This window comes from Saccharopolyspora terrae, assembly GCF_004348435.1.
Lineage (GTDB): Bacteria > Actinomycetota > Actinomycetes > Mycobacteriales > Pseudonocardiaceae > Saccharopolyspora > Saccharopolyspora endophytica.
In genome coordinates, this window is the sequence record NZ_SMKS01000019.1 from 63,810 (window position 1) to 87,685 (window position 23,876).

At 70.6% G+C, this 23,876-nt stretch carries 23 protein-coding genes; 9 read left to right on the forward strand and 14 right to left on the reverse strand.

Translation table 11 applies throughout. From position 1 onward, the window contains the following. Positions 1 to 10 precede the first annotated feature (10 nt). From mftM to mdo, 4 genes are all read right to left on the reverse strand, one after another. Entirely contained in the window at positions 11 to 916 is a 906-nt protein-coding gene (gene mftM / locus E1181_RS13660; RefSeq protein ID WP_235876747.1) for a mycofactocin oligosaccharide methyltransferase MftM, read from the reverse strand. Beyond that, a complete protein-coding gene (locus E1181_RS13665) occupies positions 913 to 2,430 on the reverse strand; it encodes a VWA domain-containing protein (protein ID WP_132674673.1) in 1,518 nt (505 codons plus the stop codon). The genes mftM and E1181_RS13665 overlap by 4 nt, the downstream gene beginning before the upstream one ends. A gap of 10 nt (positions 2,431 to 2,440) precedes the next feature. Continuing rightward, on the reverse strand, positions 2,441 to 3,622 hold the full coding sequence (locus E1181_RS13670) for an AAA family ATPase (RefSeq protein ID WP_235876748.1): 1,182 nt from the start codon (positions 3,620 to 3,622) through the stop codon (positions 2,441 to 2,443). Positions 3,623 to 3,716: 94 nt separating this feature from the next. Next, positions 3,717 to 5,009 (reverse strand): NDMA-dependent methanol dehydrogenase, encoded by a 1,293-nt coding sequence (mdo, locus tag E1181_RS13675; RefSeq protein WP_132674675.1) that lies wholly within the window; start codon positions 5,007 to 5,009, stop codon positions 3,717 to 3,719. Positions 5,010 to 5,317: 308 nt separating this feature from the next. Between mdo and mftD the strand changes: the two genes are divergently transcribed. Then, entirely contained in the window at positions 5,318 to 6,490 is a 1,173-nt protein-coding gene (gene mftD, locus E1181_RS13680) for a pre-mycofactocin synthase MftD (RefSeq protein WP_132674677.1), read from the forward strand. Positions 6,491 to 6,681: 191 nt separating this feature from the next. Here the strand turns inward: mftD and E1181_RS13685 are convergent, their stop codons facing one another. From E1181_RS13685 to kdgD, 4 genes are all read right to left on the reverse strand, one after another. Continuing rightward, the gene (locus E1181_RS13685; RefSeq protein WP_235876749.1) at positions 6,682 to 8,130 is read right to left on the reverse strand and encodes a GntP family permease; all 1,449 of its coding nucleotides are present in this window, start codon (positions 8,128 to 8,130) and stop codon (positions 6,682 to 6,684) included. A gap of 243 nt (positions 8,131 to 8,373) precedes the next feature. Beyond that, positions 8,374 to 9,699 (reverse strand): enolase C-terminal domain-like protein, encoded by a 1,326-nt coding sequence (locus E1181_RS13695; protein ID WP_132674679.1) that lies wholly within the window; start codon positions 9,697 to 9,699, stop codon positions 8,374 to 8,376. Positions 9,700 to 9,716: 17 nt separating this feature from the next. Beyond that, the gene (locus tag E1181_RS13700; RefSeq protein WP_132674681.1) at positions 9,717 to 11,297 is read right to left on the reverse strand and encodes an aldehyde dehydrogenase (NADP(+)); all 1,581 of its coding nucleotides are present in this window, start codon (positions 11,295 to 11,297) and stop codon (positions 9,717 to 9,719) included. Further along, positions 11,294 to 12,220, reverse strand: coding sequence for a 5-dehydro-4-deoxyglucarate dehydratase (gene kdgD / locus E1181_RS13705; protein ID WP_132674727.1), 927 nt, complete (start codon positions 12,218 to 12,220; stop codon positions 11,294 to 11,296). The genes E1181_RS13700 and kdgD overlap by 4 nt, the downstream gene beginning before the upstream one ends. Positions 12,221 to 12,472: 252 nt before the next feature. On the opposite strand from kdgD, the gene E1181_RS13710 reads away from it, so the two are divergent. Beyond that, positions 12,473 to 13,411, forward strand: a complete 939-nt coding sequence (locus tag E1181_RS13710; protein WP_207922139.1) for a hypothetical protein — start codon at positions 12,473 to 12,475, stop codon at positions 13,409 to 13,411. Here E1181_RS13710 and E1181_RS13715 read toward each other — a convergent pair whose 3' ends face one another. Further along, positions 13,412 to 14,704: a DUF1479 domain-containing protein gene (locus E1181_RS13715; protein WP_132674683.1), complete on the reverse strand. Its 1,293-nt coding sequence runs from the start codon at positions 14,702 to 14,704 to the stop codon at positions 13,412 to 13,414. 99 nt (positions 14,705 to 14,803) lie between these two features. Here E1181_RS13715 and E1181_RS13720 point away from each other — a divergent pair, with 99 nt between their 5' ends. From E1181_RS13720 to E1181_RS13725, 3 genes are read left to right on the forward strand one after another with little or no spacing between them, the layout of a single operon-like run. Then, complete coding sequence (locus E1181_RS13720; RefSeq protein WP_132674685.1) at positions 14,804 to 15,907, forward strand: ROK family transcriptional regulator; 1,104 nt, start codon at positions 14,804 to 14,806, stop codon at positions 15,905 to 15,907. Between the two features lie 4 nt (positions 15,908 to 15,911). Further along, positions 15,912 to 15,986, forward strand: a complete 75-nt coding sequence (locus tag E1181_RS32890) for a zinc finger domain-containing protein (RefSeq protein ID WP_408009811.1) — start codon at positions 15,912 to 15,914, stop codon at positions 15,984 to 15,986. A 39-nt stretch (positions 15,987 to 16,025) separates the two neighbouring features. Beyond that, positions 16,026 to 17,108, forward strand: coding sequence for an NAD(P)H-dependent amine dehydrogenase family protein (locus E1181_RS13725; RefSeq protein ID WP_132674686.1), 1,083 nt, complete (start codon positions 16,026 to 16,028; stop codon positions 17,106 to 17,108). A 12-nt stretch (positions 17,109 to 17,120) separates the two neighbouring features. Here the strand turns inward: E1181_RS13725 and E1181_RS13730 are convergent, their stop codons facing one another. Continuing rightward, positions 17,121 to 17,855, reverse strand: a complete 735-nt coding sequence (locus tag E1181_RS13730; protein WP_132674688.1) for a glucose 1-dehydrogenase — start codon at positions 17,853 to 17,855, stop codon at positions 17,121 to 17,123. Positions 17,856 to 17,974: 119 nt separating this feature from the next. Between E1181_RS13730 and lexA the strand changes: the two genes are divergently transcribed. Beyond that, complete coding sequence (gene lexA, locus E1181_RS13735) at positions 17,975 to 18,634, forward strand: transcriptional repressor LexA (protein WP_132674690.1); 660 nt, start codon at positions 17,975 to 17,977, stop codon at positions 18,632 to 18,634. Between the two features lie 91 nt (positions 18,635 to 18,725). On the opposite strand, the gene E1181_RS13740 is transcribed toward lexA, so the two are convergent. Then, complete coding sequence (locus tag E1181_RS13740) at positions 18,726 to 19,634, reverse strand: helix-turn-helix domain-containing protein (protein WP_132674692.1); 909 nt, start codon at positions 19,632 to 19,634, stop codon at positions 18,726 to 18,728. Positions 19,635 to 19,770: 136 nt separating this feature from the next. On the opposite strand from E1181_RS13740, the gene E1181_RS13745 reads away from it, so the two are divergent. From E1181_RS13745 to E1181_RS13755, 3 genes are all read left to right on the forward strand, one after another. Beyond that, the gene (locus E1181_RS13745; RefSeq protein WP_132674693.1) at positions 19,771 to 20,619 is read left to right on the forward strand and encodes an alpha/beta fold hydrolase; all 849 of its coding nucleotides are present in this window, start codon (positions 19,771 to 19,773) and stop codon (positions 20,617 to 20,619) included. 206 nt (positions 20,620 to 20,825) lie between these two features. Beyond that, positions 20,826 to 21,062, forward strand: a complete 237-nt coding sequence (locus tag E1181_RS13750) for a hypothetical protein (RefSeq protein ID WP_132674695.1) — start codon at positions 20,826 to 20,828, stop codon at positions 21,060 to 21,062. Then, positions 21,059 to 21,469, forward strand: a complete 411-nt coding sequence (locus tag E1181_RS13755; protein WP_132674697.1) for a thioesterase, FlK family — start codon at positions 21,059 to 21,061, stop codon at positions 21,467 to 21,469. The genes E1181_RS13750 and E1181_RS13755 overlap by 4 nt, the downstream gene beginning before the upstream one ends. A 64-nt stretch (positions 21,470 to 21,533) precedes the next feature. Here E1181_RS13755 and E1181_RS13760 read toward each other — a convergent pair whose 3' ends face one another. From E1181_RS13760 to E1181_RS13770, 3 genes are all read right to left on the reverse strand, one after another. Then, positions 21,534 to 22,223, reverse strand: a complete 690-nt coding sequence (locus E1181_RS13760; RefSeq protein WP_132674699.1) for an HAD hydrolase-like protein — start codon at positions 22,221 to 22,223, stop codon at positions 21,534 to 21,536. A gap of 49 nt (positions 22,224 to 22,272) precedes the next feature. Next, a complete protein-coding gene (locus E1181_RS13765; protein ID WP_132674701.1) occupies positions 22,273 to 23,070 on the reverse strand; it encodes an ion transporter in 798 nt (265 codons plus the stop codon). A 112-nt stretch (positions 23,071 to 23,182) separates the two neighbouring features. Then, positions 23,183 to 23,656 carry a nucleoside deaminase gene (locus tag E1181_RS13770; RefSeq protein WP_132674703.1) on the reverse strand — a complete coding sequence of 158 codons (474 nt, stop codon included), beginning with the start codon at positions 23,654 to 23,656 and terminating at the stop codon, positions 23,183 to 23,185. Positions 23,657 to 23,876: the final 220 nt, after the last annotated feature.

Sequence of the window (23,876 nt, forward strand, 5' to 3'; positions counted from 1 at the left end):
CGCGGTCGGCTCAGCCGTCCTTGCGGATGTCGAGCCAGCCTCCGTGGTGGTCGGTCACTTCGCAGGGGTGCCCCGCGCTGTCCCCGAGGTGCTGGAGCTCGGCGGAGGTGAAGGTGCGCACGTGACCGAAGGCCGCGTTGGGCTCGTCCTCGTAGGGAACCGCGATGATGACGCGGCGCCGGGCGAGCCGGAGGGCTTCGGCGAGGACCGCGTTCCCCCGCGCGGGTTCGAGGTGTTCCAGCAGGTGCATCGCCGTCACCGTGTCGACCGCGCCGTCGGGCAGCGGGACCTGGGCGGCGTCGCAGACCAGCGTCGGCATGCGATGACCTCGGGTCGCCGCGACCGTCTCCAGCAGTCGCATGCTGCCCGGGGCCAGGTCGGAGGCGATGACCGAGTGCTCGCCCCGCTCGGCGAACAGCAGCGGCAGGAACCCGAAGCACGAGCCCAGGTCCAGCACCCGCCCGGGCGGGACGAGCCGCAGGACCCGCCGGTACAGCGGGGCGAAGTCGGCGATGGAGGAGTGCGGCGCGCAACCCGCCGGAGCCGACCAGCACTCCCGGACGCGCGCGAGGGTGTTGTCGTAGAACGTCGTCCACGCCCGCAGCGGATCGTCGATCACCGACTGCACCACCTCGGTGAACACCCGCTCGAAGACCTCCACCCCGCTGAGCCAGCCGGGCGCGAACAGCTCGTCGGCGAGGACGCCCGCCAGGTTGTTGTCCAGCTGATCGGGCCGCAACCAGTGGCTGATCTCCATCCGGTGATCGCGCCGGTGCAGGCAGAAGTGCCCCGTGCGGGTCACCTGCCCGCGCGCGTCGCACGGCGAGTCGTGACGGGAGACGGTGACCAGCGGGTCGTGGCCGTGCGGGGCCAGCGGATCGATGTGGTGCAGCGCCGAGCGTTCCCCGGCGCTCACCGCCCGGTCACCTCCGTCGCGATGGACTCGGCGGCCTTCGCCAGCCCCGACAGGTCGCGCACCACCTGCACCCGGTCGCAGTGGTCGGCGTAGTCCGGCAGGTCGCAGCGCCCCAACCGCCACGAGTAGCGCGGTTCCGGCGTGAGCCAGATGGTTTCCCGCGACCGGCGCGCGATCTCGGCCAGCGCGTCGACGTTCGGGTCGTTGCCGTTGCCGCGCCCGTCACCGAGGATCAGCACCGTGGTCCGCCGGTTGAGGCTGTTGCCGAACTCGTCGATGAACGTCGCGAAAGTGGCGCCGTAGTCGGAGTTCCCGTCCACGTCGAGGACCCCGCCCTGCGGCAGCCCGTCGAAGACCAGCCCCAGCGCGCGTTCCAAGGGGTGGTCGGTGAACAGCTCCGAGATCTCCACCGGGTCGTCGACGAACGCGAACGTGCGGACCTGCGTGAACAGCGACTGCAACCCGTGCACCAGGTGCAGCGTGAAGCGCGCGGTGGAACGCACCGACAGCGACACGTCGGCCAGCACGATCAACCGCGGCTTGTCCTCCGCCCGCGTCACCGTGACCGGCCGGAACGGGACGCCGTCGTAGCGCATGTTGCGCCGCATCGTGCGAGCCGGGTGCACCCTGCCGCGCGGGGTGTTGCGGCGCTTGCTGGTCGGCGCGCCGCGCAGGCTGTGCACGATCCGGCGCAGCGATTCCTCCAGCTGCTGCCGCTCGCCCTCGTCGACGCGGTCGAGCCTGCCGGTGGTGACCTCGCGGGACTCCTTGGCCGTGCGCTCCAGCTCGGCGAGCTTGGCCAGGTGCTGCTTGAGCAGCTCGGGCAGGTTCTCCAGCACCCCGGTGAGCTGCCCGCGCGGCGTCGAGTCGGGTTCTTCGTCGTCGGCGAGCCAGTCCAGCAGCGTCTGCTCCTCGGCGATGCTCAGCCGGGTGTCGATGCGGTGACCGGTGTGCTCGGCCAGCGACCCGGGCGTGCCCGCGTTGTGCAGGTGCTCGGTCTCCAGCTGCACCGACGGCACCGAGCTGCCGCCAGCGCTGCTGTTGTCGCTGGAGAACACCACCTCGTCGGTCATCGACGCCAGGTCGATCTTGTTGCTCTCCTGGTGCAGGTTGTACTGCTGGGCCAGGTCCTCGGGGTCGAAGTAGTCCCGGATGTCGGCGGGTTTGGCGTGGGTGTGGCCCTCCTGCGGCGTGTCGCCCGGCTCCTCGGAGACGGTGAACGACTGGAGCTCGCCGGTGTCGGAGAGGTCGTCGTGCTCGTGGGTGTGCTCGTGCTCGTGGTCGTCGGGAACGACCGGTCGCAACGCGAAGAAGGTGTCGAAGACCTCGTCGAAGATCTCCTCGTCGCGCCGATCCTTGATCATCGCGACCTTCAGGGCGTCGCGCAGCGCGTCGCGGTCGTCGAGCATCCCGGGCTGGGCGGCGCAGCGCATCGCGTCGGTGGCCTCGGACACCGAGATGCGAATGCCGAACAGGCGCAGCAGGCGGACGAACCGGTGCAGAGCTGATTCCACGGCCCGCTCCTCACGACTTGCGCCTGGTCGCCGATGAGAACGAGCGATGTCCCTGACCGCCCGTCGCTCGTCGGCCGGAATCGCTGGAACCCGGTGCGCCGTAGTAGGAGTCGTCGTGCCGCCCGGGTGCGTCCTTGGCCGCGCGCACCTCCCGGCCGTCGACCTCGTCGTGGTCGTGGTCATGCCCGTGACCGTGCCCATGCCCGTGTCCGTGCCCGTGGGCCGGCAGCTGGTGCGGGATTTCGCGGTTGGGGTCGGCCATGTGCCCGATGACGTCGAGCGCCTGGTGCAGGTCGCGCTCGTACTTCACGACCACGTTCACCGTCTCCGCCAGCACGTCCGAGCCGAGTTCGTCGGCGCCGAGGACCGCCAGGGTGCGGGCCCAGTCGATGGTCTCGGAGATCGACGGGGCCTTGCGCAGCTTCAGCGCGCGCAGCTGCCGCACCACCGAAACCAGCTGCTCGGCCAGGTTCTCGGGCAGGCCGGTGTTCTTGGAGCGGACGATCTCCAGCTCGCGGTCGTGATCCGGGTAGTCCAGGAACAGGTGCAGGCAGCGGCGTTTCAGCGCCGCGGACAGGTCGCGCGTGTTGTTGGAGGTCAGCACCACGTACGGCGGTGTCGTCGCGGTGTAGGTGCCGACCTCGGGAACCGACACCTGGAACTCCGCCAGGCATTCCAGCAGCACCGCTTCCAGGGCTTCGTCGGCCCGGTCCACCTCGTCGACCAGCAGGACCGCCGGCTCATCACCGCGGATGGCCTCCAGCAGCGGCCGCGCGGCCAGGAACCGGTCGGAGAAGAACAGGCTGTCCTGCGCGCCGATCCGGTCGATCGCGGTGGACAGGTCCGGTGCGTCGGCGATGACCTCGCCGATCTTGTCCCGCAGCATCTGCGTGTAGAGCAGCTGCTTGCCGTAGTCCCACTCGTAGAGCGCCTTGCTCTCGTCCTGGCCCTCGTAGCACTGCAACCGCAGCAGCTTCCGCCCGGTGGCCTCGGCCAGCGTCTTGGCGAGTTCGGTCTTGCCCACGCCCGCAGGGCCTTCCAGCAGCAGGGGCTTGTCCAACCTGGACTGGAGGTAGACGGTGGTGGCCAGCCTGCGGTCGGCGATGTAGCCGTGCTCGCCGAACCGGTTGATCACCTCCTCCACCGACTCGAAGGGCTTGTCGCCGGGCTGATCCGCGATGTCGTCGAGCACTGCGATACCTCCGGAGTTCGAGCGGTGCGGTGGTGGGAAGGCCGTGGTGCCGCGCGGTCGGAGGGCGCGACACCACGGCCGGTCCGGGGAGGGGTCAGGTCAGCAGGTCGTCCAGATCCCCGGTCATGCAGTGCTCGACCACCGGGCGCACGGTGTCGAAGGTGCACTCCTTGGCGTTGCCCGGGGTGCAGGCGTCGCCGAGGACGTGGTTGGTGATGCGGTCGACGTCGCCGGAGTCGCCCTTGATCTCCTTGGCCTGCTCGTAGAACTTGGTCGGGCCCTGGCCCAGCCGGTTCTTCGAGTAGCTGTCGGCGTTGACGTCGACGAACCGCTCCGGGATGCCCACGTCGCGCAGCAGCCGGATCGCGGCGTTGAGCGCGGCATCGGCCGCCTGCGGGTCGGTCATGCCGTGGGTGTCGATGCCCATCGCCTCGGCGATGTCGGCGAAGCGCTTGTAGGCCACCGGCATGTTGAACGCCCACACGCGCGGCAGCGCGACGGCGTTGTTGAGCCCGTGGTGGGTGTCGTAGAAGGCGCTCACGGCGTGCGAGATCGAGTGGATGATGCCCAGGCCGCCCGAGTTGAACGCCTGCGCGGCGATGTACTGCGCGTACATCATGCCCTCGCGGCCGTGCAGGTCCTGGCCGTTCCACACCGCCTGGCGCAGGTTCTCGGCGGTCAGCTTGATGGCGTGCAGCGCGTTTCCCAGCGACGGCTGGAAGTTCAGCCGCGACACGTACGGCTCGGAGGCGTGCGCGAGCACGTCGAAACCGCACTGCGCGGTGTAGTCGACCGGGCAGTCGTAGTAGAGCACCGGGTCGTCGACGGCCAGCGTGGTCACCGAGTTGTCGTCGAAGGCGACGTACTTGTGCGGGTTGCCGGGATCGGTGGTGGTGTCGGTGATGACGTAGGCCCAGGACGTCTCCGAACCCGTGCCCGCCGTGGTGGAAACGGCGATGTGCGGCGGGTTCTTCGGGTTCTCGGACTTGTTGAAGCCCTCGAACTCGTTGACGTTGCGGCCGTCGTGGGCCACCGAGATGCGCGCGCCCTTGCAGGCGTCGTGCGAGGAGCCGCCACCGATCGACACGAACGAGTCGCAGTGGTTCTCCTGGTACATCGCGACGGAGTCCATCACGTTGTAGTCCTTGGGATTGGACTCGACCTGGTCGTAGACCACCACTTCCAGACCGTGGTAGCGCATCGACTCGACGATCTTGTGCACGATGTCGGTGCCGCGCAGGCCGGAGGTCATCACCAGCGTCTTCTTGAAGCCCAGCTTCAGCGCCTCCGGGCCGATCATCTCGTGCGAACCGGGACCCAGCAGGGCGCGGGGGAACGGGTGGAACTCCTTGATCGGGAACGGCTTGAGCAGCTCGTCGACCTGCATGTCGCTGTCCTTTCCACGCGCGTCGTTGCACGTTGCTCTCCGGCCGGGCGAAGGGGGGAGCCCGGCCGGTTCCGGGGGACGTCGGCGTCGAACCCGGCCACGTCCCCGGAAGCTAGTGCCCCAGATCACGCGGGGAGAACGGCTGCGAACCAAGACCCCTCGTCCGAGAACCCGGTTCCGGACGAACGGGGAGGGCGGTACCCGTCCGATCGGACAGGTACCCCCGCCCGACCCGTTCGATCGGACGGGTGGGGGTGAGCCCGGTCGCACGGTGCTCGCGGTGGCGACTGGGCCTAGCGTGGTGCGGCATGGCGGAGTGGTTCGAAACAGTGGCGGAGGCGCACCGGCGCGCCCGCAGACGTCTGCCCAGGTCGGTGTACCTGGCGCTGGTGGCGGGCAGCGAGCGCGGCGCCACGCTCGACGACAACATCAGGGCCTTCGGCGAGCTCGGCTTCGCGCCGCGCGTGGCGGACCTGCCGGCCGAGCGGGACATGTCCACGACCGTGATGGGGCAGGAGCTGTCGCTACCGGTGCTGGTGTCACCGACGGGCGTGCAGGCCGTGCACCCGGAGGGCGAGGTCGCGGTCGCGCGGGCGGCGGCCGAGGTGGGCACGGCCATCGGCTTGTCCTCGTTCGCCAGCCGATCCGTCGAGGACGTGGCCGCGGCCAACCCGAAGACGCTGTTCCAGGTCTACTGGGTGGGTGACCGGGAGAAGGTGCTGGCCCGCGCCGAGCGCGCCCGAGCGGCCGGAGCGAAGGGCCTCATCGTCACGCTCGACTGGTGCTTCGCCACCGGGCGCGACTGGGGGAGCCCTCCGATCCCGGAGAAGCTGGACCTGCGCACGAAGCTGAGCTTCGCCCCGCAGGGACTGCTGCGACCCCGGTGGCTGCGCGGGTTCCTGCGGCACGGGCTGCCGGACCTGACCACGCCGAACATGGTGCCGCGCGGCGAACCAGCGCCGACGTTCTTCGGAGCCTACGGCGAGTGGATGTTCACCCCGCCTCCGACCTGGGAGGACATCGCCTGGTTGCGGGAGCGCTGGGGCGGGCCGTTCATGATCAAGGGCATCACGCATCCCGACGATGCCCGACGCGCCCGCGACATCGGCGCCACGGCGATCTCGGTGTCCAACCACGGCGGCAACAACCTCGACTCCACGCCGGGCACCATCCGGCTCCTCCCGGCGATCGCCGACGCCGTCGGCGACGACGTGGAAGTCCTGCTGGACGGCGGGATCCGGCGCGGCAGCGATGTCGTCAAGGCGCTCGCGCTGGGCGCCCGGGCCGTCCTCATCGGCCGCGCCTACCTGTGGGGCCTCGCGGCCGAGGGCCAAGCCGGAGTCCGCAACGTCTTCGACATCCTCCGGTCCGGCATCGACTCCTCGCTGCTGGCCCTCGCCCGCCCCTCGATCGACGAGCTCACCCTCGAAGACCTCATCATCCCGAGGGATTTCACCCGCCACCCCGTCTCCGAGCACTGACCCGCACGAATCCCCGACACGGCGCACCACGTCACGTCCCGGGGTGGAGTTCCGGATTTCAGTGGAAATCGGGTCCCCGAGTTCCACTGAAATCCGGTGCTCGGGACGGGACCACGTCGAGGGGGGGAGACGGTGACGCCGGTGCCCCGTCCTCGTGAGGGCGGGGCACCGGCGTTGGTCGGGGTGGTGGGTCAGGTGAGGGAGAGGGCGGCGCTGAGGGCTGCCGCGATGAGGAAGGCCGTGCCGCCCATGAAGGTCTCCATGAGGGTCCAGCTCTGGAGGGTCGTGCGGATGTCGATGTTCATGTAGCGGTTGAACAGCCAGAAGCCCGAGTCGTTGACGTGCGAGAGCACGGTGCCGCCCGCGGCGACCGCGACCACCACCAGGGCGATCTCCGGTTGGGAGAGCCCGAGCTCGTGGATGAGGGGAGCCACGATCGGCGCGGTCGTCACGATCGCGACCGTCTTGGAGCCCAGCGCCACGCGCAGCGCGGTGGCGATCAGGAACGCCAGCACCACCACCGGCAACGACGTCCCGGCCAGCAGGTCGGCGAGCGCCTGACCGGCACCGGTGGCCTCCAGGACCGCGCCGAACACCCCGCCCGCCCCGGTGACCAGCAGGACCAGCGCCACCGGGCCCAGGGAGGCCGACGCGGCCTTCTCGATGCGCTCCATCGAGAACCCGCCGCGCAGTCCCAGCACCCAGAACGACAGCAGCGTGGCGATGGTCAGCGCGATCACCGGTGCCCCGATGAACGTCAGCACCTCGCGGACCACCCCCTCCGGGAGCACGACCTCGGCGAAGGTGTTGAACATGATCAGCACGACCGGCAGCAGGATCACCCCGACCGTCACCCGCAGCGACGGCGGAGCCTGCGTCGTCACGCCGCCGCCGGAGGTCCCGGCCTGCTCGCGGGCCTCGCCCAGCAGTTGCGTGGGAACGGGCGTGCCGAGCTTGTCACCGACGCGCGTGCCGAAGAGGTACGCGCCGATGAACCACGCGGGAAGTCCGCAGATCAGGCCCATGATCGTGACCCAGCCGAGGTTCGCGCCCAGCAATCCGGCCGCGGCCACCGGTCCGGGGTGCGGCGGCAGCACGGCGTGCATGATGGCCAGTCCACCGACGGCGGGCAGCGCGATGCTGATCACCGAACGGCCGGAGCGCTGCGCCACCGAGTAGATCAGCGGCAGCAGGATGATGAACCCGACGTCGAAGAACACCGGGATGCCGAAGATCAGCGCGGTCAACCCGACCGCCAGCGGAGCTCGGCGCTCGCCGAACGCCGCCAGCAGCCGACCGGACAGCACCTCCGATGCCCCGGATTCCTGGATCAACCGGCCGAGCATCGCGCCCAGCGCCACGATGATCGCGATCTCGCCGAGGGTTTCGCCCATCCCGTCCTCGAGCAGGCCGGGGATCTCGGTGGGGCTGATGCCGGCGGCCGCCGCCACCGCCACGCTGACCACCAGCAGGGCGACGAACGCGTGCAGCTTGGCCTTGATCACCAGCAGCAGGAGCAGCGCGATCCCGCCGGCCACGAGCAGCAGCAGCGCCCAGGGCGGCAGCGTCCACGCGGTCTCCGGCGCCTCCTCGGCGGCCAGGGTGATCGCGCTGGGTAAGTCCATCGATCTGGCAGGCATCGTTGCCTTCCTCCGTCAGGGTGCACTCCACCAGGCGATCGCGAAACGGAACACCGCCGCAATCAGGCCCCGGATTTCCGCCGTAATCAGGACCCGGAAAACGGCGGTAATCGGGTCCCGGAGAACTGCCGTAATCGGGTTCCCGAAAACTGCGGTAATCCGGTGGCGGAGAACTGCCGTGATCGGGGGCCTGAGAACTGCGGTTTTCGGGGTTGGGTTTCGATCGCCTGGGGGGTGGGTGGGTCAGGTCCGGTCGAGGGCAGGGCGTTTGGGGTCGAAGGTCCAGCCCGGGATGAGGTGCTGCATGGCCGCGGCGTCGTCCCGGGAGCCGAGGCCGTGCTCGAGGTAGAGCTCGTGGGCCGCCTGAACCCGGTCCTCGTCGAGTTCGACGCCGAGCCCGGGTGATGTGGGGACCGGCAGCAGGCCTTCGGAGATGCGCAGCGGCTCGCGGGTCAACCGCTGGCCGTCCTGCCAGATCCAGTGCGTGTCGATCGCGGTGATCTCACCCGGTGCCGCCGCCGCGACGTGGGTGAACATCGCCAGCGACACGTCGAAGTGGTTGTTGGAGTGCGAACCCCACGTCAGACCCCAGTCGTGGCAGAACTGCGCCACGCGCACCGAGCCGCTCATGGTCCAGAAGTGCGGATCGGCCAGCGGGATGTCCACGGCGTTCGCGCGCACCGCGTGTCCCAGCTGCCGCCAGTCGGTGTCGATCATGTTGGTGGCGGTGGGAAGCCCGGTGGCGCGCCGGAACTCGGCCATGGTTTCCCGGCCGGAGTAGCCGCCCTCCGCGCCGCACGGGTCCTCGGCGTAGGCGAGCACGTCGCGCAGCCCGCGACCGACCTCGATGGCCTCGGGCAGCAGCCAGCCCCCGTTGGGGTCCAACGTGATTCGCGCGTCGCCGAAGCGCTCGGCGAGCGCGGTGACCGCCTCGGCCTCCTGCCTGGCGGGCAGCACGCCGCCCTTGAGCTTGAAGTCGCGGAACCCGTAGCGCTCGCGCGCGGCCTCGGCCAGCCGCACGATCGATTCCGGGGTCAGGGCCTCCTCGTGCCGCAGCCGCGTCCAGTCGTCGGTGCCGTCCTCGCCGGTGAGGTAGGGCAGGTCGGTCTTGGTGCGGTCACCGACGAAGAACAGGTAGCCCAGCACCGGGACTTCGGCCCGCTGCTGCCCGTCACCGAGCAGTTCGGCCACCGGCACGCCGAGGTGCTTGCCGAGCAGGTCCAGCATCGCCGACTCGATCGCGGTCACCGCGTGCACGGTGACGCGCAGGTCGAAGGTCTGCGCGCCGCGTCCGCCCGCGTCGCGGTCGGCGAAGCGGGCGTGCACTTCGCGCAGCACCGAACGGAGTCGTGCCACCGGCTGCCCGACGACCAGCTCCGCCGAGTCCTCCAGCGTCGAGCGGATCGGCTCACCGCCGGGCACCTCGCCCACGCCGGTGCGGCCGTCGGAATCGGTGAGCACCAGCAGGTTCCGGGTGAAGTGCGGCGCGTGCGCGCCGCTGAGGTTGAGCAGCATGCTGTCGTGCCCGGCGACCGGGATCACGCGCATCTGGGAGATCACGGGTGTCATGTTCGCTCTCCGTGTGGTCAGTGCCTGCCGGGTTGGCCGTCGACCCGGCGCAGCAGCCCGTCCGGGTTGCCGTCGGCAAGCGAGCTGGGCAGCAGCGCGGCGGGCACGTCCTGGTAGGCCACCGGCCGCTGGAAGCGCTCGATGGCCAGCGTGCCCACCGAGGTCGTCCGGGAATCCGAAGTGGACGGATGAGGTCCACCGTGGACCATCGCGTGACCGACCTCGACGCCGGTCGGCCAGCCGTCGAACAGGATGCGACCCGCCTTGAGCTCCAGCACGTCCAGCAGCTCGGCCGCCTCGGCGTGGTCGGCGTCGGCCGCGTGCACGCTGACGGTCAGCTGGCCCTCCAGCGACTCGGCTACCTCGCGGAGCTGCGCGGCGTCGCGGCAGCGCACGACGACCGAGCAGGACCCGAAGACCTCCTGCTGCAACGACTCGTCACCGATGAACGCCTCGGCGTCGGTGACCACCAGCGCCGGGCGGCACGCCACCGGGAGCCCCGTTTCCGGCCCCTGCGCCAGCACCTCCACCGCGGGGTGCTCGGCGAGCCGGGCCACGCCTTCGGCGTAGGCGCGGGCGATGCCCGGGGTGAGCATGGTGCCCGCTTCGCGCTTGGCGACCGCGTCGGCAGCGGTGTCGAGGAAGGAGCGCAGCTCCGGCCCGTCGACGGCCACCACGATGCCCGGGTTGGTGCAGAACTGGCCCGCACCCAGCGTCAACGACCCCACGAACCCGGTGGCGATCTGCGCGCCGCGCTCGGCCAGCGCGCCCGGCAGCAGGAACACCGGGTTGCTGCTGCTCATCTCCGCGTAGACCGGGATCGGCTGCGGCCGCGACCGCGCGGCGGCCACCAGCGCCAGACCCCCGGTGCGCGAACCGGTGAAGCCGACCGCCTGAACGCGCGGATCGGTCACCAGCCGGGTGCCCAGATCCGGACCGTCGCCGAACAGCAGCGAGAAGGTCCCGGTGGGAAGTCCGAGCTCGGCGACGGCGTCGGCGATCGCCCGGCCCACCAGCTCTGAGGTCCCCGGGTGGGCGTCGTGGCCCTTGACCACCACCGGGCATCCGGCCGCCAGCGCCGAGGCCGTGTCGCCGCCCGCCACCGAGAAGGCCAGCGGGAAGTTGCTGGCGCCGAACACCGCCACCGGCCCCAGCGGGACCTGGCGCTGCCGGATGTCCGGGCGCGGGGGCGTGCGGTCGGGCAGGGCCGGGTCGATGCGCGGGATGTCGTGGTCGCCGGTGCGCAGCAGCGTCGCGAACATCCGCAGCTGCCCGGTCGTGCGACCGCGCTCGCCGGTCAGCCGCGCCACCGGCAGTCCCGACTCGGCGTGCGCGCGCTCGACCAGCGCGTCGCCCACCTGCTCGATGTTGTCGGCGATGCGTTCCAGGAACCGCGCACGCTCGCTGATCGGTAGCCGCCGGTAGGGGCCGAACGCCTCGGCCGCTGCGGTGCAGGCGCGTTCGACGTCGGTGGCGTCGCCGTGGCCGAACGGCGGTTCCAGCTCGGACCCCGTGCTCGGGTCGATCGCGCGGATCTTCTCGCCGGAGCCGGACGTCGGGGTGCCGGCGATGATCATCTGTCCGGTCGGTTCGATCATGCTCCCGCCTCCGGAACGCGGTCGATCAGCTCGGTCAGCATCGCCAGCTCGGTCTCGTCGAGGTCGACCAGCGGCGCGCGGACCGGGCCCGCCGGTCGGCCGATGGCGCGCATGCCCGCCTTGACGATGCTGACGGCGTAACCGGCGCTGCGGTTGCGGATGTCGCAGTAGGGCAGCACGAACTCGTTGAGGTAGCGGTAGACCGCGACCCGGTCGCGCTCGCGGACGGCGTTGTAGAAGCGCACCGCGAACTCGGGCACGAAGTTGTACATCGCCGAGGAGTAGGTCGTCACGCCCATCTCCAGGTAGGGCAGCGCGAACGTCTCCGCGGTCGGCAGTCCGCCGACGTAGGTCAACCGGTCCCCGACGCGCGAGTAGATGCGGGTCATCTTCTCGATGTCGCCGACACCGTCCTTGAACCCGATGAGGTTCGGGCACTCCTCTGCCAGTCGCGCGACCGTCGTGTCGGAGTAGACGGCGTTGGCGCGGCTGTAGATGATCACGCCCAGGTCGGTGGCCGCGCACACCGCGCGGACGTGCTCGACCAGGCCCTCCTGCGGTGCCTCGGTGAGGTACGGCGGGAGCAGGAGCAGGCCGTCGGCTCCCGCGCGCTCGGCGGCGCGCGCCAGTTCCACGGCGGTGGCGGTGCCGTAGCCGGCGGGGGCGATCACCGGGATGTCGGCGGGCACCTCCTGCACGGCGGCCGTCACCACGGACTCGACCTCCGCGGGGGTCAGCGAGAAGAACTCGCCCGTCCCGCCCGCGGCGAACAGGCCGGTCGCGCCGAAGCCGGAGAGCCAGCCGATGTTGTCCCGGTACGCGGCCTCGTCGAAGCTCAGGTCATCGCGGAAGTGCGTCACCGGGAACGAGAGAAGCCCGCTGGCGAGCCGTTCGGCGGCTTCGGCGGGCGAGAAGCGGGACATCGTTTCCTCCAGGTCCGGTGCTCGGTCGGAGCTGACGTTAGAGCCGGTCATCGATGCGCGTCCAAATCCGATTGAGCATCCACCGATACCGGAACAACATCGAAGCTGGCGGTGGCGCCGTCGCGGCCGGAGCGGGGACCTGATTTCGCGGAGCTACGTCGGGACGCGTAGGTGCGGCGTCGCAGGACGGCGGACGACCCGGACCGCCGAGGGGCGCACGCTCGACGAGCAGGAGGCGACGGGGGAGCGGACATGCGATCTGTTGTGGCGATGATCGGCGAGGACCTGGCCGAGGCGTACCGGGGCGGGACGCGGGTGGAACGGGCCTGCTACCTGGTCGCCGCGGTGCTCGTGGCGAGCGGGATCTTCCACCTGGGGGTGCTCCTCGTGACGGGAGGGACGTGGAGCGGGCCGGTGTCGTGGCGCAAGCCGACGACCTTCGGTCTCTCGTTCGGGCTGACCGTGGCGACGCTGACCTGGGTCCTGTCGTTCCTGCCGATGGCTCAGCGCACGCGCGCCCGGCTGCTCGCCGCGTTCGCGACGGCAAGCGCGGTCGAGGTCGCCGGCATCACCGCGCAGGCGTGGCGCAGGGTTCCCTCGCACTTCATCCCGCCGGACAGGGCGACCGGGCTGGACCTGCTGGCCGCCGTCGCAGCGGCTTCGGGCGCGGTGGTGATCGTGGCGGTGGTCGTGACCTCGACGGTGCTCACCTCGCGCCGCCACGACGAGGTCGACCCGGGAATGGTCCTGGCCCTGCGGGTCGGGTTCCTGGCGCTGCTGCTGGCCATGGCGATCGGCGTGCTGATGCTGGCGGGCGGCCAGGTGCTGACCCGCACGCAGGGCGACGTGGCCTCGGCGTTCGCGTTCACCGCCGTGCTCAAGCCGGGCCACGCCGCCACCATGCACGGAGTCCTCGTCCTGCCCGCGATCGCCTGGCTGCTGCGCTTCACCGGCGGCTCAGAATCCTTCCGGCTCACCGTGGTTCGGTTGGCAGCGGCAGGTTACGGCGCCTTCGCGGCGATCGTGGTCGCCGAAACCCTCGCGGGCATCGACCCGCTCGGCGCGGCCCCGCTGATCGCGCGGGCCCTGCCGGTCCTGGGTTTCGCCGCCCTCGCCGCGGCGGTCGCGATCACGCTGCACCAGCTCGTCCGAAACCCGTTGCCCGAAGCCCGGACGGCTCGTCAGCGATGATCAGCTTCCGGTGAAACCCATTCCCCGGCGGCCGGTCTCGTTGAGCTGGTCGTAGGTGAAGCGGCCTTCCCAGTCGCGTTCGTAGTGCTCGGCGGGGAAGTCGGTGGGGCTGGAGCCGGTCAGGAACGCCTGGCGGACGCTCGCGGCGTACTCCTCGTTGCGCGGGCACCACGGCGCTGCGGGGATGTACATGACGTTGCCCCACCCGCGCTGGTCGGCGACCGGCGCGACGCTGTGGATCATGTCGCAGTGCCACCACACCGAGTCGCCCGCCTCGACGTCGGGAATCCCGACCAGGCCGTCGAGGAGGTCGGAGTGCCACTTGGGGTCGGCGGGGAAGACCTGGTTGGTGGTCACCCCGCACATGTCGTCTTCGGGGACGTCGGGCAGCAGCGGGCGCAGCATGAGGTAGGCCATGGCCTCCGGGATCGGCACGGTGTGCAGCACGCCCTGGTCGTGGGCCATGTCCGACAGCGCCGTCCAGCCCTGGAAGGTGCGGAACGCCGAGCACATCGTCGATCCCGGGTACTGGCTGGCCGAGGTGCGGTGCGCGGCGTCCCACGGGTCGTACCGCTCGACGCTGCCGTCGAAGAGGTGCCGGAAGGCCCGCTGGTAGGACGCGGTCATCCACAGGTCCAGGGTGCCCGGGTCGCTGTGGGTGCCCAGGCCCGCCGAGTCGGCGCCCTCCGGCCGGCGCCGGATCCGGTCCGGGTACAGCGCGTCGCGGCCCGGGTCGAACCAGCGCACGCCGTGCGACTCGTGCTTCCAGAAGGAGTTCAGGAACGACTGCACCCGAGCCGTCCGGTCGCTCTGCCGCGCCCGCATCTGGGCCTGCGACCAGTAGATCGGGTAGATCTCGGGCTTCGAGCCGACGCTGCCGAAGAAGTCGTCGCCCGGACCCCGGTAGTTCTCGAAGAACGCGTTGCGCTCGACGTAGTGGACGATGCTCTCGTCCCAGAGCAGCGCCTGCGCGCGCTCGAAGTGCCCGCGCACCACGGCACAACCGCGCCTGCGCACCGCCTCGACCTGCTCGGGGGGCACGGTGCCCGCGGCGATGTCGGCGTAGTCGATCACGGGCCAGACCGCTTCGCCGCGTTCCCGCAGATCCCGGATCTCGGCCACCCGCGAGCGGACCTGGTCCTCGACGACGGCGAAGACCTCGTCGACGCTGCGCCCGGACGCCTCGATGCGGGCGCGCAGCGCGGCTTTGATCTCCCGGATCGCGCCGGAGAGGTCCGCGGGCGGGGTTTCCCAGTGCGGCAACGACGGCAGTGCCCTGGCGATGGTGGTCATCCCTGAACTCCTTTGGTCAGGACCCCTTACTGGTGAAGTGGTGGGCCGAAGGTAATCGGAGTCGCACATTTAGGCAACACTCCTGACTAAACTGGGTAGGTGCCGACCGCCAAGCCCTCGCTGGAGCTGCTGCGCTCCCTGACCGACGAGCACGTGCTGCGCGCGATCATGGAGGGCGAGCGCCTGACCCGCACCGAGATCGCCGCGCTGACCGGCATCTCGAAGCCCACGATCTCCGACAGCGTCCGCAGACTCACCGAGGCCGGCGTGCTCGTCGACACGGGGGAGCGGACCACCGGCAGGGGCAGGGCGGGCTCCTACTACTCGCTGGTGCCCGAGACGGGTGCGGCCCTGGTCGCCGAGATCTCCCCGCGCGGTGTGCGGGCCGAGGCCGTCGACGCCTTCGGCACCGTCGTGGCCGGTGCCGGTGCTGAGCTGGGACGCGCGGCGGGGCCGGAGGAGGCGGCGGCCGCGCTGCGCGAGGTCGCCGGGGAGCTCGCCGGCCGGATGCCGTTGCGCTGCGCGGTGATCAGCGCCGCGGACCCGGTCGATCGCCGGACGGGTCGGCTGGTGCAACTGCCCGACGAGCCGTTCCTCGTCGGTGACCTCGACCCGGTCGCCGTGCTGGCCCCCTTCGTCCCCGGCGACGTCCTGGTCGACAACGACGTGAACTGGTCGGCCCGCGCCGAGCGGGACGGCGGCTGCGCCTCAGGCGTCGACGACTTCGTCTACCTGCACCTCGGTGAGGGGCTCGGTGCGGCGGTGGTCGCCGACGGCGAGGTCCGCCGCGGCGGCAGCGGGCTGACCGGCGAGATCGCCCACGTGATCACGACCGGTCCGGACGGCTCGGCCGTCCACTTCACCGAGTTCTTCCGCGAGACCGGCCTCCGCCAACCCGGCACGACCGCCATCGACGTCGACGCGCTCCGCGCGAGCTACGGCGACGTCCTCCCGCAACTGACCGACGCCCTCCGCGGAGTGCTCCTGGCGATGATCGCCCTCGCCGACCCGCTCCTGGTCGTCCTCGGCGGAACGTGGGGCCGCGACCCGGAGGTGCTCGACGCCCTCACCCGGGACTCGCCCGCACCCCGCGAGGTCACCCTCGCCACGGCGACGCTCGACACCCCGGAACTCACCGGAGCTCGAACGCACGCGATCGACACCCTTCGCACCCTGATCATCCAGCACGCCACCGAGCAGTAGGGCGATCGGCGCCGAATGCCCTCGCGAGCGCTGCCCGAGGTGCTGGAACATGTTTCAGGAATTCGGTTCGGGCGGGTAGTCTTCGGCGTTGCTGCCGGTTCGCGAGGAGGTAGGTGCTGTGGGGATTCGGGTGGCTCACGTCGGCACCGGGAACGTGGGGCGGCTGGCGCTCGCGGGCGTGCTCGACGCCGCCGAGTGCGAGCTGACCGGGGTGCGGGTCTCCAGCGAGGACAAGGTCGGCCGGGACGCCGGTGAGCTCGCCGGGCTCGACCGGAGCACCGGCATCGCCGCGACCGGCGATCTCGACGACATCATCGCCGCGCGACCGGATTGCGCGGTCTACTGCGAGATGGGTGACACCCGTCCGGTCGAGGCGATGGCCGACGTCGAGCGCCTGCTCGGCGCGGGCATCGACGTCGTCGGCTCGTCTCCCGTGACGCTGCAGTACCCGTGGCAGGTGTTCCCGCAGGAGATGATCGACGGCGTCGAGCGGGCCGCGCGCGACGGCGGAGCGAGCCTGTTCATCACCGGCGTCGACCCGGGATTCGCCAACGACCTCATCCCGTTCGCGCTGGCGAGCACGTGCCAGCGCATCGAGCGGGTCCGGTGCCTGGAGATCGCCGACTACGCCACCTACGACGGCGCCACGGTCATGTTCGACGTCATGGGCTTCGGCAAGCCCGACCACGAGACGCCGATGCTCTACCAGCCGGGCGTGCTCGGCATGGCGTGGGGAACGACGATCCGGCAGCTGGCGGCGGGTTTCGGCATCGAGGTCGACGAGATCACCGAGCACGTCGAGCGCGAACCCGCGCCGGAGGCCTTCGACGTCGCCGCCGGCCACATCCCGCGGGGCGGCACCGCCGCGGTGCGCTTCGAGATCACCGGGATGGTCGGCGGGCGACCGGCGATCGTCGTCGAGCACGTGACCCGGCTGCGCGACGACCTGCGGCCGGACTGGGCACGACCGGCCCAGCCCGGCGGCTCCTACCGCGTGGAGATCACCGGCGAACCGTCCTACGCCGTCGACATCTGCCCGAGCAGCGAGAAGGGCGACCACAACCACGCCGCCATCGTCGCCGCGGCCGGTCGGATCGTGAACGCCATCCCGGCGGTGGTGGCCGCCGAACCCGGCATCCGCACGACGCTGGACATGCCGCTGGGAACGGGCAGGGGCCGGTTCGCCCTCCCACCCGCGTGACGCGGCTCGAACTCACTTGTGCGGCACGTCGGCGACCAGACCGCCATCGACGACGAACTCCGAACCCGTGGCGAACGACGACTCCTCGCTGGCCAGGAACACCACGAAGGTCGCCACTTCCTCCGGGTCCGCGGCCCGGCCCAGCGGCGTCTTCACGATGTCCTCGGGCAGGTTCTCGGTCATCGGAGTCCGGACCATGCCGGGGTGGATGGAGTTCACCCGGATCTTGTGCGGTGCCAGCTCCAGCGCCGCCGACTTCGCCAGTCCCCGCACGCCCCACTTGGTGGCGACGTAGCCGTGCGCCCACGTGCTTCCGCGCAGTCCCTCGACCGACGAGATGTTCATGATCGACCCTCCACCGGCCGCCTTCATCGGTTCCACCACGGCCTGGATGCCCAGGAACGTGCCGGTGAGGTTGACGTCGAGGATCTGCTGCCAGCGGGCCAGCTCGAAGTTCTCGATGGCGCTGCCGTTGACGATGCCCGCGTTGTTGACCAGCACGTTGAGCAGGCCGAACTCGCCGACGGCGACGTCGACGGCCTGCTTCCAGTCGTCCGGTTTCGTCACGTCCAGGTGGACGTAGCGCGCCGCGTCGCCGAGCTCCTCGGCCAGCGCCTCGCCCTCGTCGTCGAGGATGTCGCCGATGACGACCTTCCCGCCCTCGGCGACCAGGGCCCGAGCGTGCGCGGCGCCCATGCCCCGGGCGCCACCGGAAATGATGGCTGCTTTGCCGTCCACACGTCCCATGCCCGACGACGCTACCCGAGAGGTAGAACATGTTTCAATGTTGTGCTCGGGTCGGCGACGGCCGAGGTGGCGGTGACCAGGTAGATCATCCCGCCGACGGGACGATTACGATGCTCCGGATGACCGCATTCGACGATCTCGACCTAGAGCACCTGGACACCTCGATCCTGCCGGAGCGCCAGCAGCGCATCCTGGCCACGATCCGGGACTGGGTGGTCAAGCACGGCTACGCGCCGAGCACTCGGCAGATCGGTGAAGCGGTGGGGCTGCGCTCGGCCTCCTCGGTGTCGCGCCACCTGGCGAGCCTGGAGGAGAAGGGCTTCCTGCGGCGCAGCGAAACCCTCTCCCGGCCCATCGACGTGCGGATCTTCCTGCAGGACCGGCAGTCCCGGCCCACCGACGAGCAGTCCGTTCCGGTCCCGGTCGTCGGTGACATCGCCGCCGGTGCGCCCATCTCCGCGGAGGAGCACGTCGACGACGTGCTGACGTTGCCGCGCGAACTCACCGGGCGCGGCAACGTCTTCGGACTGCGGGTGCGCGGTGACTCGATGGTCGACGCCGCGATCTGCGACGGTGACATCGTCGTCGTGCGCCAGCAGCCCGAGGCGCACTCCGGGCAGATCGTCGCCGCGATGCTCGACGACGAGGCCACGGTCAAGGTGTTCCGCCGCCGCAACGGCCACGTCTACCTCGAACCGCGCAACCCCGCCTACGAGGTCATCGACGGCGACGACGCCGTCATCCTCGGAACCGTCGTTTCCGTCCTCCGCAACGTCTGACCCCCGACGCCACGCAGCGGCCCATGTCGAATCTCGCGCGAAATTCGACACCCCCACGACCTCCGGGCGGACGTCGTGCATCGGGCGTTGGTCAGGCGTGGGCCCGAAGGGCTTCGATGAGCCACTCGAAGTTGGGGACGTGCGGGTCGAAGGCCGGCCAGCCGTTGAGCACGCCCAGCAGTTGCCAGTAGCGCTCCACCCGGCGGTCGGTGAAGGTCTCAACCGTGCCGGCCAGCGCGAGCCGCTCCTCGGAGCTCAGGTCCGGATCGACGATGCGGTCCAGGACCTCCTTGCCGCGGGCGGAATCCGGTGCGATCCCGTCGCGCAGCGCCGCGGCGGCGTGCTCCATCGTCTTCTCCGGCGAGTAGCCGCCGGGCTGATCGATGCCCTGCGAACCGGTCACCGCCATCTCGCGGCAGCGCCGCCGGAAGTCCTCGTCGCTGACCAGCTCGGCGAGTTCGATCCAGGCGTCCACCTGCTCGGTGGACGGATCGGCCGGTAGTGCGGCGGGCATCGAGCGCATGCCCTGGGCGATGTCCGCGCCCGGAGCGTCGTCGTCGACGCCGTCGAAGGTGCTCTGGACGAAGTCGTCGATGATGCGCTGACGCTCGTCGGCCGACATCTTCGCCACCTCGTGCATGGTCCTCATCTCCTCGGTAGTCGTTCCACGTCGAGCGATCCACCGCAGCACCGAGCGCCTGGCCTGCAGCGTGCGCAGTTCCGCGTCGAGCGCCGCCAGGTGGGCCTCGGCCACGTCCTGGACCGTCACCTGGCTGGTCAGCACCCGCCGCACCGACGGCAGGTCCAGGCCCAGATCCCGCAACGTGCGGACAAGGTCCAGGCGTGCCACGGCTTCGGCGTCGTAGAGCCGGTAGCCGCCGGCCGAGCGCCCGCTGGGCGCGACGACGTGGCTGTCGGACCAGAAGCGGATGGTGCGCACCGCCAGCCCGGTGCGTTGCGCCAGCTCACCGATGGTGAACAGCTCGGGTTTCTCGCTCACGGGATTCACCTTCGACCTTCCACCGGCTGGAGACTCAAGCCCATTTTCCAGGTTCGCGAGAAAATCGATGAGAAGGTACCCAAACAGACGTAAGGTGCGTCATGATGGAGCTTAATAGGTAAGAATGGGGTAGGCGATGGACGAGGCGAAGATCTACAAGAGCGAGGGGGGCAGGCTGGCGATCCAGCGCTCCTACCGGAAGCTGCTCGACGACTGGCCGGTGCCCGCGAGGCGGCGAACCGTCGACACCTCGCTCGGTGCGACGTTCGTGCTGGAAGGCGGCCCTCCGGACGCGCCGCCGCTGGTGCTGCTGCACGGTTCCGGGACCAACGCCGCGATGTGGCGCGCGGAGTTCCCGGAGTGGTCCAGGCGCTTCCGCGTGCTCGCGCTCGACCTGCCCGGCGAGCCCGGCCTGAGCGCTCAGGTGCGCCCGCCGCTCGACTCCGACGCGCACGCCCGCTGGCTCGACGAGGTCTTCGAGGCGCTCGGCCTGGAGGACGCGGCGGTGGTCGGTGCCTCGCTGGGCGCCTGGGTCGCGCTCGACCACGCCGTGCGGCGGCCGAGCCGGGTGAGCCGGCTGGTCCTGCTGTGCCCGGCGGGAATCGGCAGGCAGACCTACGGCTGGCTGCTCCCGGTGATCCTGCTGCGGCTGCTGGGCCCGTGGGGCCGCCGCCGGTCGGCGGCGAAGGTCGCCGGAGTGGACGACGCGTCGTTCCTGGACTTCCTCACCGAGATCTACCGCGAGTTCCGGCCTCGGACCGAACGGCTCCCGGTGTTCACCGATGCTCAGCTCGCCGGTCTGCCGATGCCGGTGCTGGCGATCGCGGGGGAGCGCGACGCCATGTTCGACACCGCCGAAACGCGCCGCAGGCTCCGGAACGCGCCCCGCGCGACGGTGCGGGTGCTGCCCGGGGTCGGGCACTCCGTGCTCGGGCAAGCGGAGCGAGTATCGGCGTTTCTTGTGATTAAATCCACAGTGGAGTAGCGGAACAGGCTGTTAACGGGTCGTTTTGGTTGCGGCACGACCGGGTGATCCTTTGTGGATTGTTCCTCACGGCGACGCCTGAGATGACGCCCGATCGGTGCACGGTGCTGATCGGGCCTCTTCAGTTTCGATCTTGGTGCGACCGATACCCCGGACGAAGCGGGCGTCGGAAGATCCGCTTCGTCTTCATCAACGGGAGGAGCGGGATGACCGCGGTCGAGCTGAATCGATACGGGCCGGCGCCGGAAAGCCTGGCGCTGAACTGTCCACTGTGCACCGAGGAGGTCCGCTGGCTGGAACCGCCGCTGCTGCGCTGGTTCTGCCCGGACTGCGCGGTGTTCTGGCGCCACCCGTGCGAACCCGGCCTGCTGGAGGACCCGATCCGCACCGGTGGCGCGGTGATCACCACGGCACCGTCGCTGCTGGGAGGGGACCAGCCGTGACCAACACCCAGCCCGTCCAGGTGCACGCCTGCACCCGCACGATCACCGCCGCGCACACCGTCCCGCGGATCCTGCCCGGGACGCTGCTGGCCAGGCGCGGCGAACCGGTGCTCGCCACCGGCACGATGATCGCGATGCTGGAGGACGCGACCTGGGAGCTGCTGGCCCCGGACGTGCCGGACGAGTTCGCGATGCTCGGCTGCGGCGGCGCGTACGAGCACACCGCGCCGACGCTGCCCGGGCAGGCCGTGCGCATCGAGGTCGAACGCGGCCCCGCGCCCGACGTCGGCCGCCAGACCTGGACCGCCCGCGCCTTCAACGTCGACACCGGCCGGCAGGCCGGCGTGCTGCACCACCAGGTGGCCACCGTCGACCGCGAGCGCTTCTACCGGCGGATGGGTCGATGAGCGAAGTCCTGGAGGACGCGGCCTGCTCGTCGCCGACGGGGGCAGGCCGCCCAGGACCGGGATCTCAGCCCAGCGCCAGGCGAAGTTCCTCCGGTGCGGGCAGGGTGTCGAAGACGACCTCGGCGCCGGCGGACCGCAGTTCGTCGGCGCTGTAGGAACCCGTGGCGACCGCGACGAGGTGCGCGCCGGACTCCTGGGCCGCGCGCACGTCGTTGAGCGTGTCGCCGATCAGTACGGTTCGCTCCGGCGCGAAGTCGATCCCGAGCTTGTCCTCGGCGCGCTCCCGGGCGATGGGCACCAGCCCGCTTCGCCGCAGGTGATCGTCGCCGAACGCGCCGATGTCGAGGTCGACGTGGTCGAGGAGGCCGAACGCGCCGAGCTTGATCCGCGCCACCTCCGCGGTGTTGCCGGTCAGCACGCTCTGGTGCACCAGCGGATCGGCGTCGAACGCCACCAGGGCCTCCCGCGCTCCGGGCAGAACCCGGCCGTTGTCGGCCAGTTCCACCCGCACCTCGTCGAAAACCCCGGCCAGAGCGGTGGTCATCGCCGCCACCAGCTCACCGGTCGGTTCGATGTCGTGCGAGCGCAGCATGTGGTCGATGGTGCCGAGGTCCGTGCGGCCGTCCATCAGCGCGGGCTGACGCACCGGCTGTCCGGTGACCTGCGGGAAGATCCGCTGGTAGGCCGCTCCGCCCAAGCCCAGGGAATCGATCAGCGTGTGGTCGACGTCCCACAGCACCAAGCGCTCGTCCACGTCGTGGCTCCTCGAGTTCGGTGGTGAAGTGGCGGTGCCACTTCCTGTTTCAACCCTCCTGGCGCTGCTGGCCGACGGCGTGCATGCCGCGGACCTCCTCGCGCAGCTGTTGGATCTCGGCGAGCAGGATCGCGGTCTGGTTCTCCTCGGCGATCTCGTGCTCGCGCGCGACCTGCGATTCCATCGCCGAAACGGTCACCGCGATGAACAGGTTGAGCACGGTGAACGTCGTGACGGCGATGTAGGAGATGAAGAAGATCCAGGCCAGCGGCTCGGCCTCCATCACCGAGCGCGCCACCTCCGACCACGCCTCACCCGTCATGACCTGGAACAGCGTGAACAGCGAGGCGCCCAGGTCACCGAAGTACTCGGGCGCGACGGTGCTGAACAACTTGGTCGCGATGACCGAGCCGACGTAGAGGATCAGCCCCAGCAGAGCGGCGATCGAGGCCATGCCGGGGAGCGCTCCGAGCAGCGCACCGACCACCCGGCGCATGCTGGGGATGGCGGAGATCAGCCGCAGCGCTCGCAGGATCCGCAACGCCCGCAGCACCCCGAACGAGCCCGAGGTGGGCAGCAGCGCGATGCCGACGATGACCGCGTCGAAGCAGTTCCACGGATCGCGGAAGAACGTGGGCCCGTGGGCGTAGAGGCGTGCGGCGAGTTCGACGGTGAAGATCGCCAGCGTGATCCGGTCCACCGCGTGCAGCAGCTCCCCGTGCGCGGCGACCAGCGCCGGTGAGGTCTCGCAGCCCAGCGTCACCGCGTTGACCAGGATGACGCCGATGATGAACTGCTGGAATCGCGGCGCGTCGACCAGCGCTCGTAAGCGTTCCCGTGTGGTCACTGTCGTCCCCCGACGTCGTGCTCCAGGTGATCGCCGATCAAGCTAACCGGCTCGACCCCGGTATCCGCGGAGGCGCGACCGACTGTCGCGCACCGCACAGCGCGGCGGCCGGTCACAGCCGCCGCTCGTGGAGCCGGCGCACCGCGGGGGCTAGCTCGGGGTCGGGACCGTCGACCTCGGCTTCGGGCACGATCGCCTCGATCGGCAGCGCCGCGACGGGGGAGAGGGGCAGACCGAGCTCGACGGCCCACTGGCCCAGCTGTTCCGTCGACGACGCGTAGACGATGCGGCCCAGACCGACCCAGGCGTGCGCCGCCGAGCACATCGGGCAGTGCTCACCCGAGGTGTAGACGGTGCACCGCGGACGAACCTCGGCGGTGAGGTTCTCGGCCGCCCACCGGGCGATCGCGAACTCCGGGTGCTGCGTGCCGTCCCCGCTCGCGACGTGGTTGTGGTCCTCGAACAGCACGTCGCCCTCGGGCGAGACGAGCACGGAACCGAACGGTTCGTCGCCGGACTCCAACGCGCGCTCGGCGAGCACGACCGCGCGCCGCAGGAAATCCCGATCAACTTCGCTGATGGCCATGCGACGACGCTATCGCGGGCGCGCTCGAGCTCGCCGGGATCACCCGGTGGGAGACCGCCGTTCGACGGGGTCGCGTCTCCACCGAGCGCCCCCTCCCGAGACGTCCCCGATCTCAGTGGAAATCGGGGTCCCGGTTTCAGTGGAATTCCGAATCCCGAATTCCACTGAAACCCGAGAGTTCACCCGGGCGGGGTGCGGGATCGGTCGAGGGGGTGGGAAC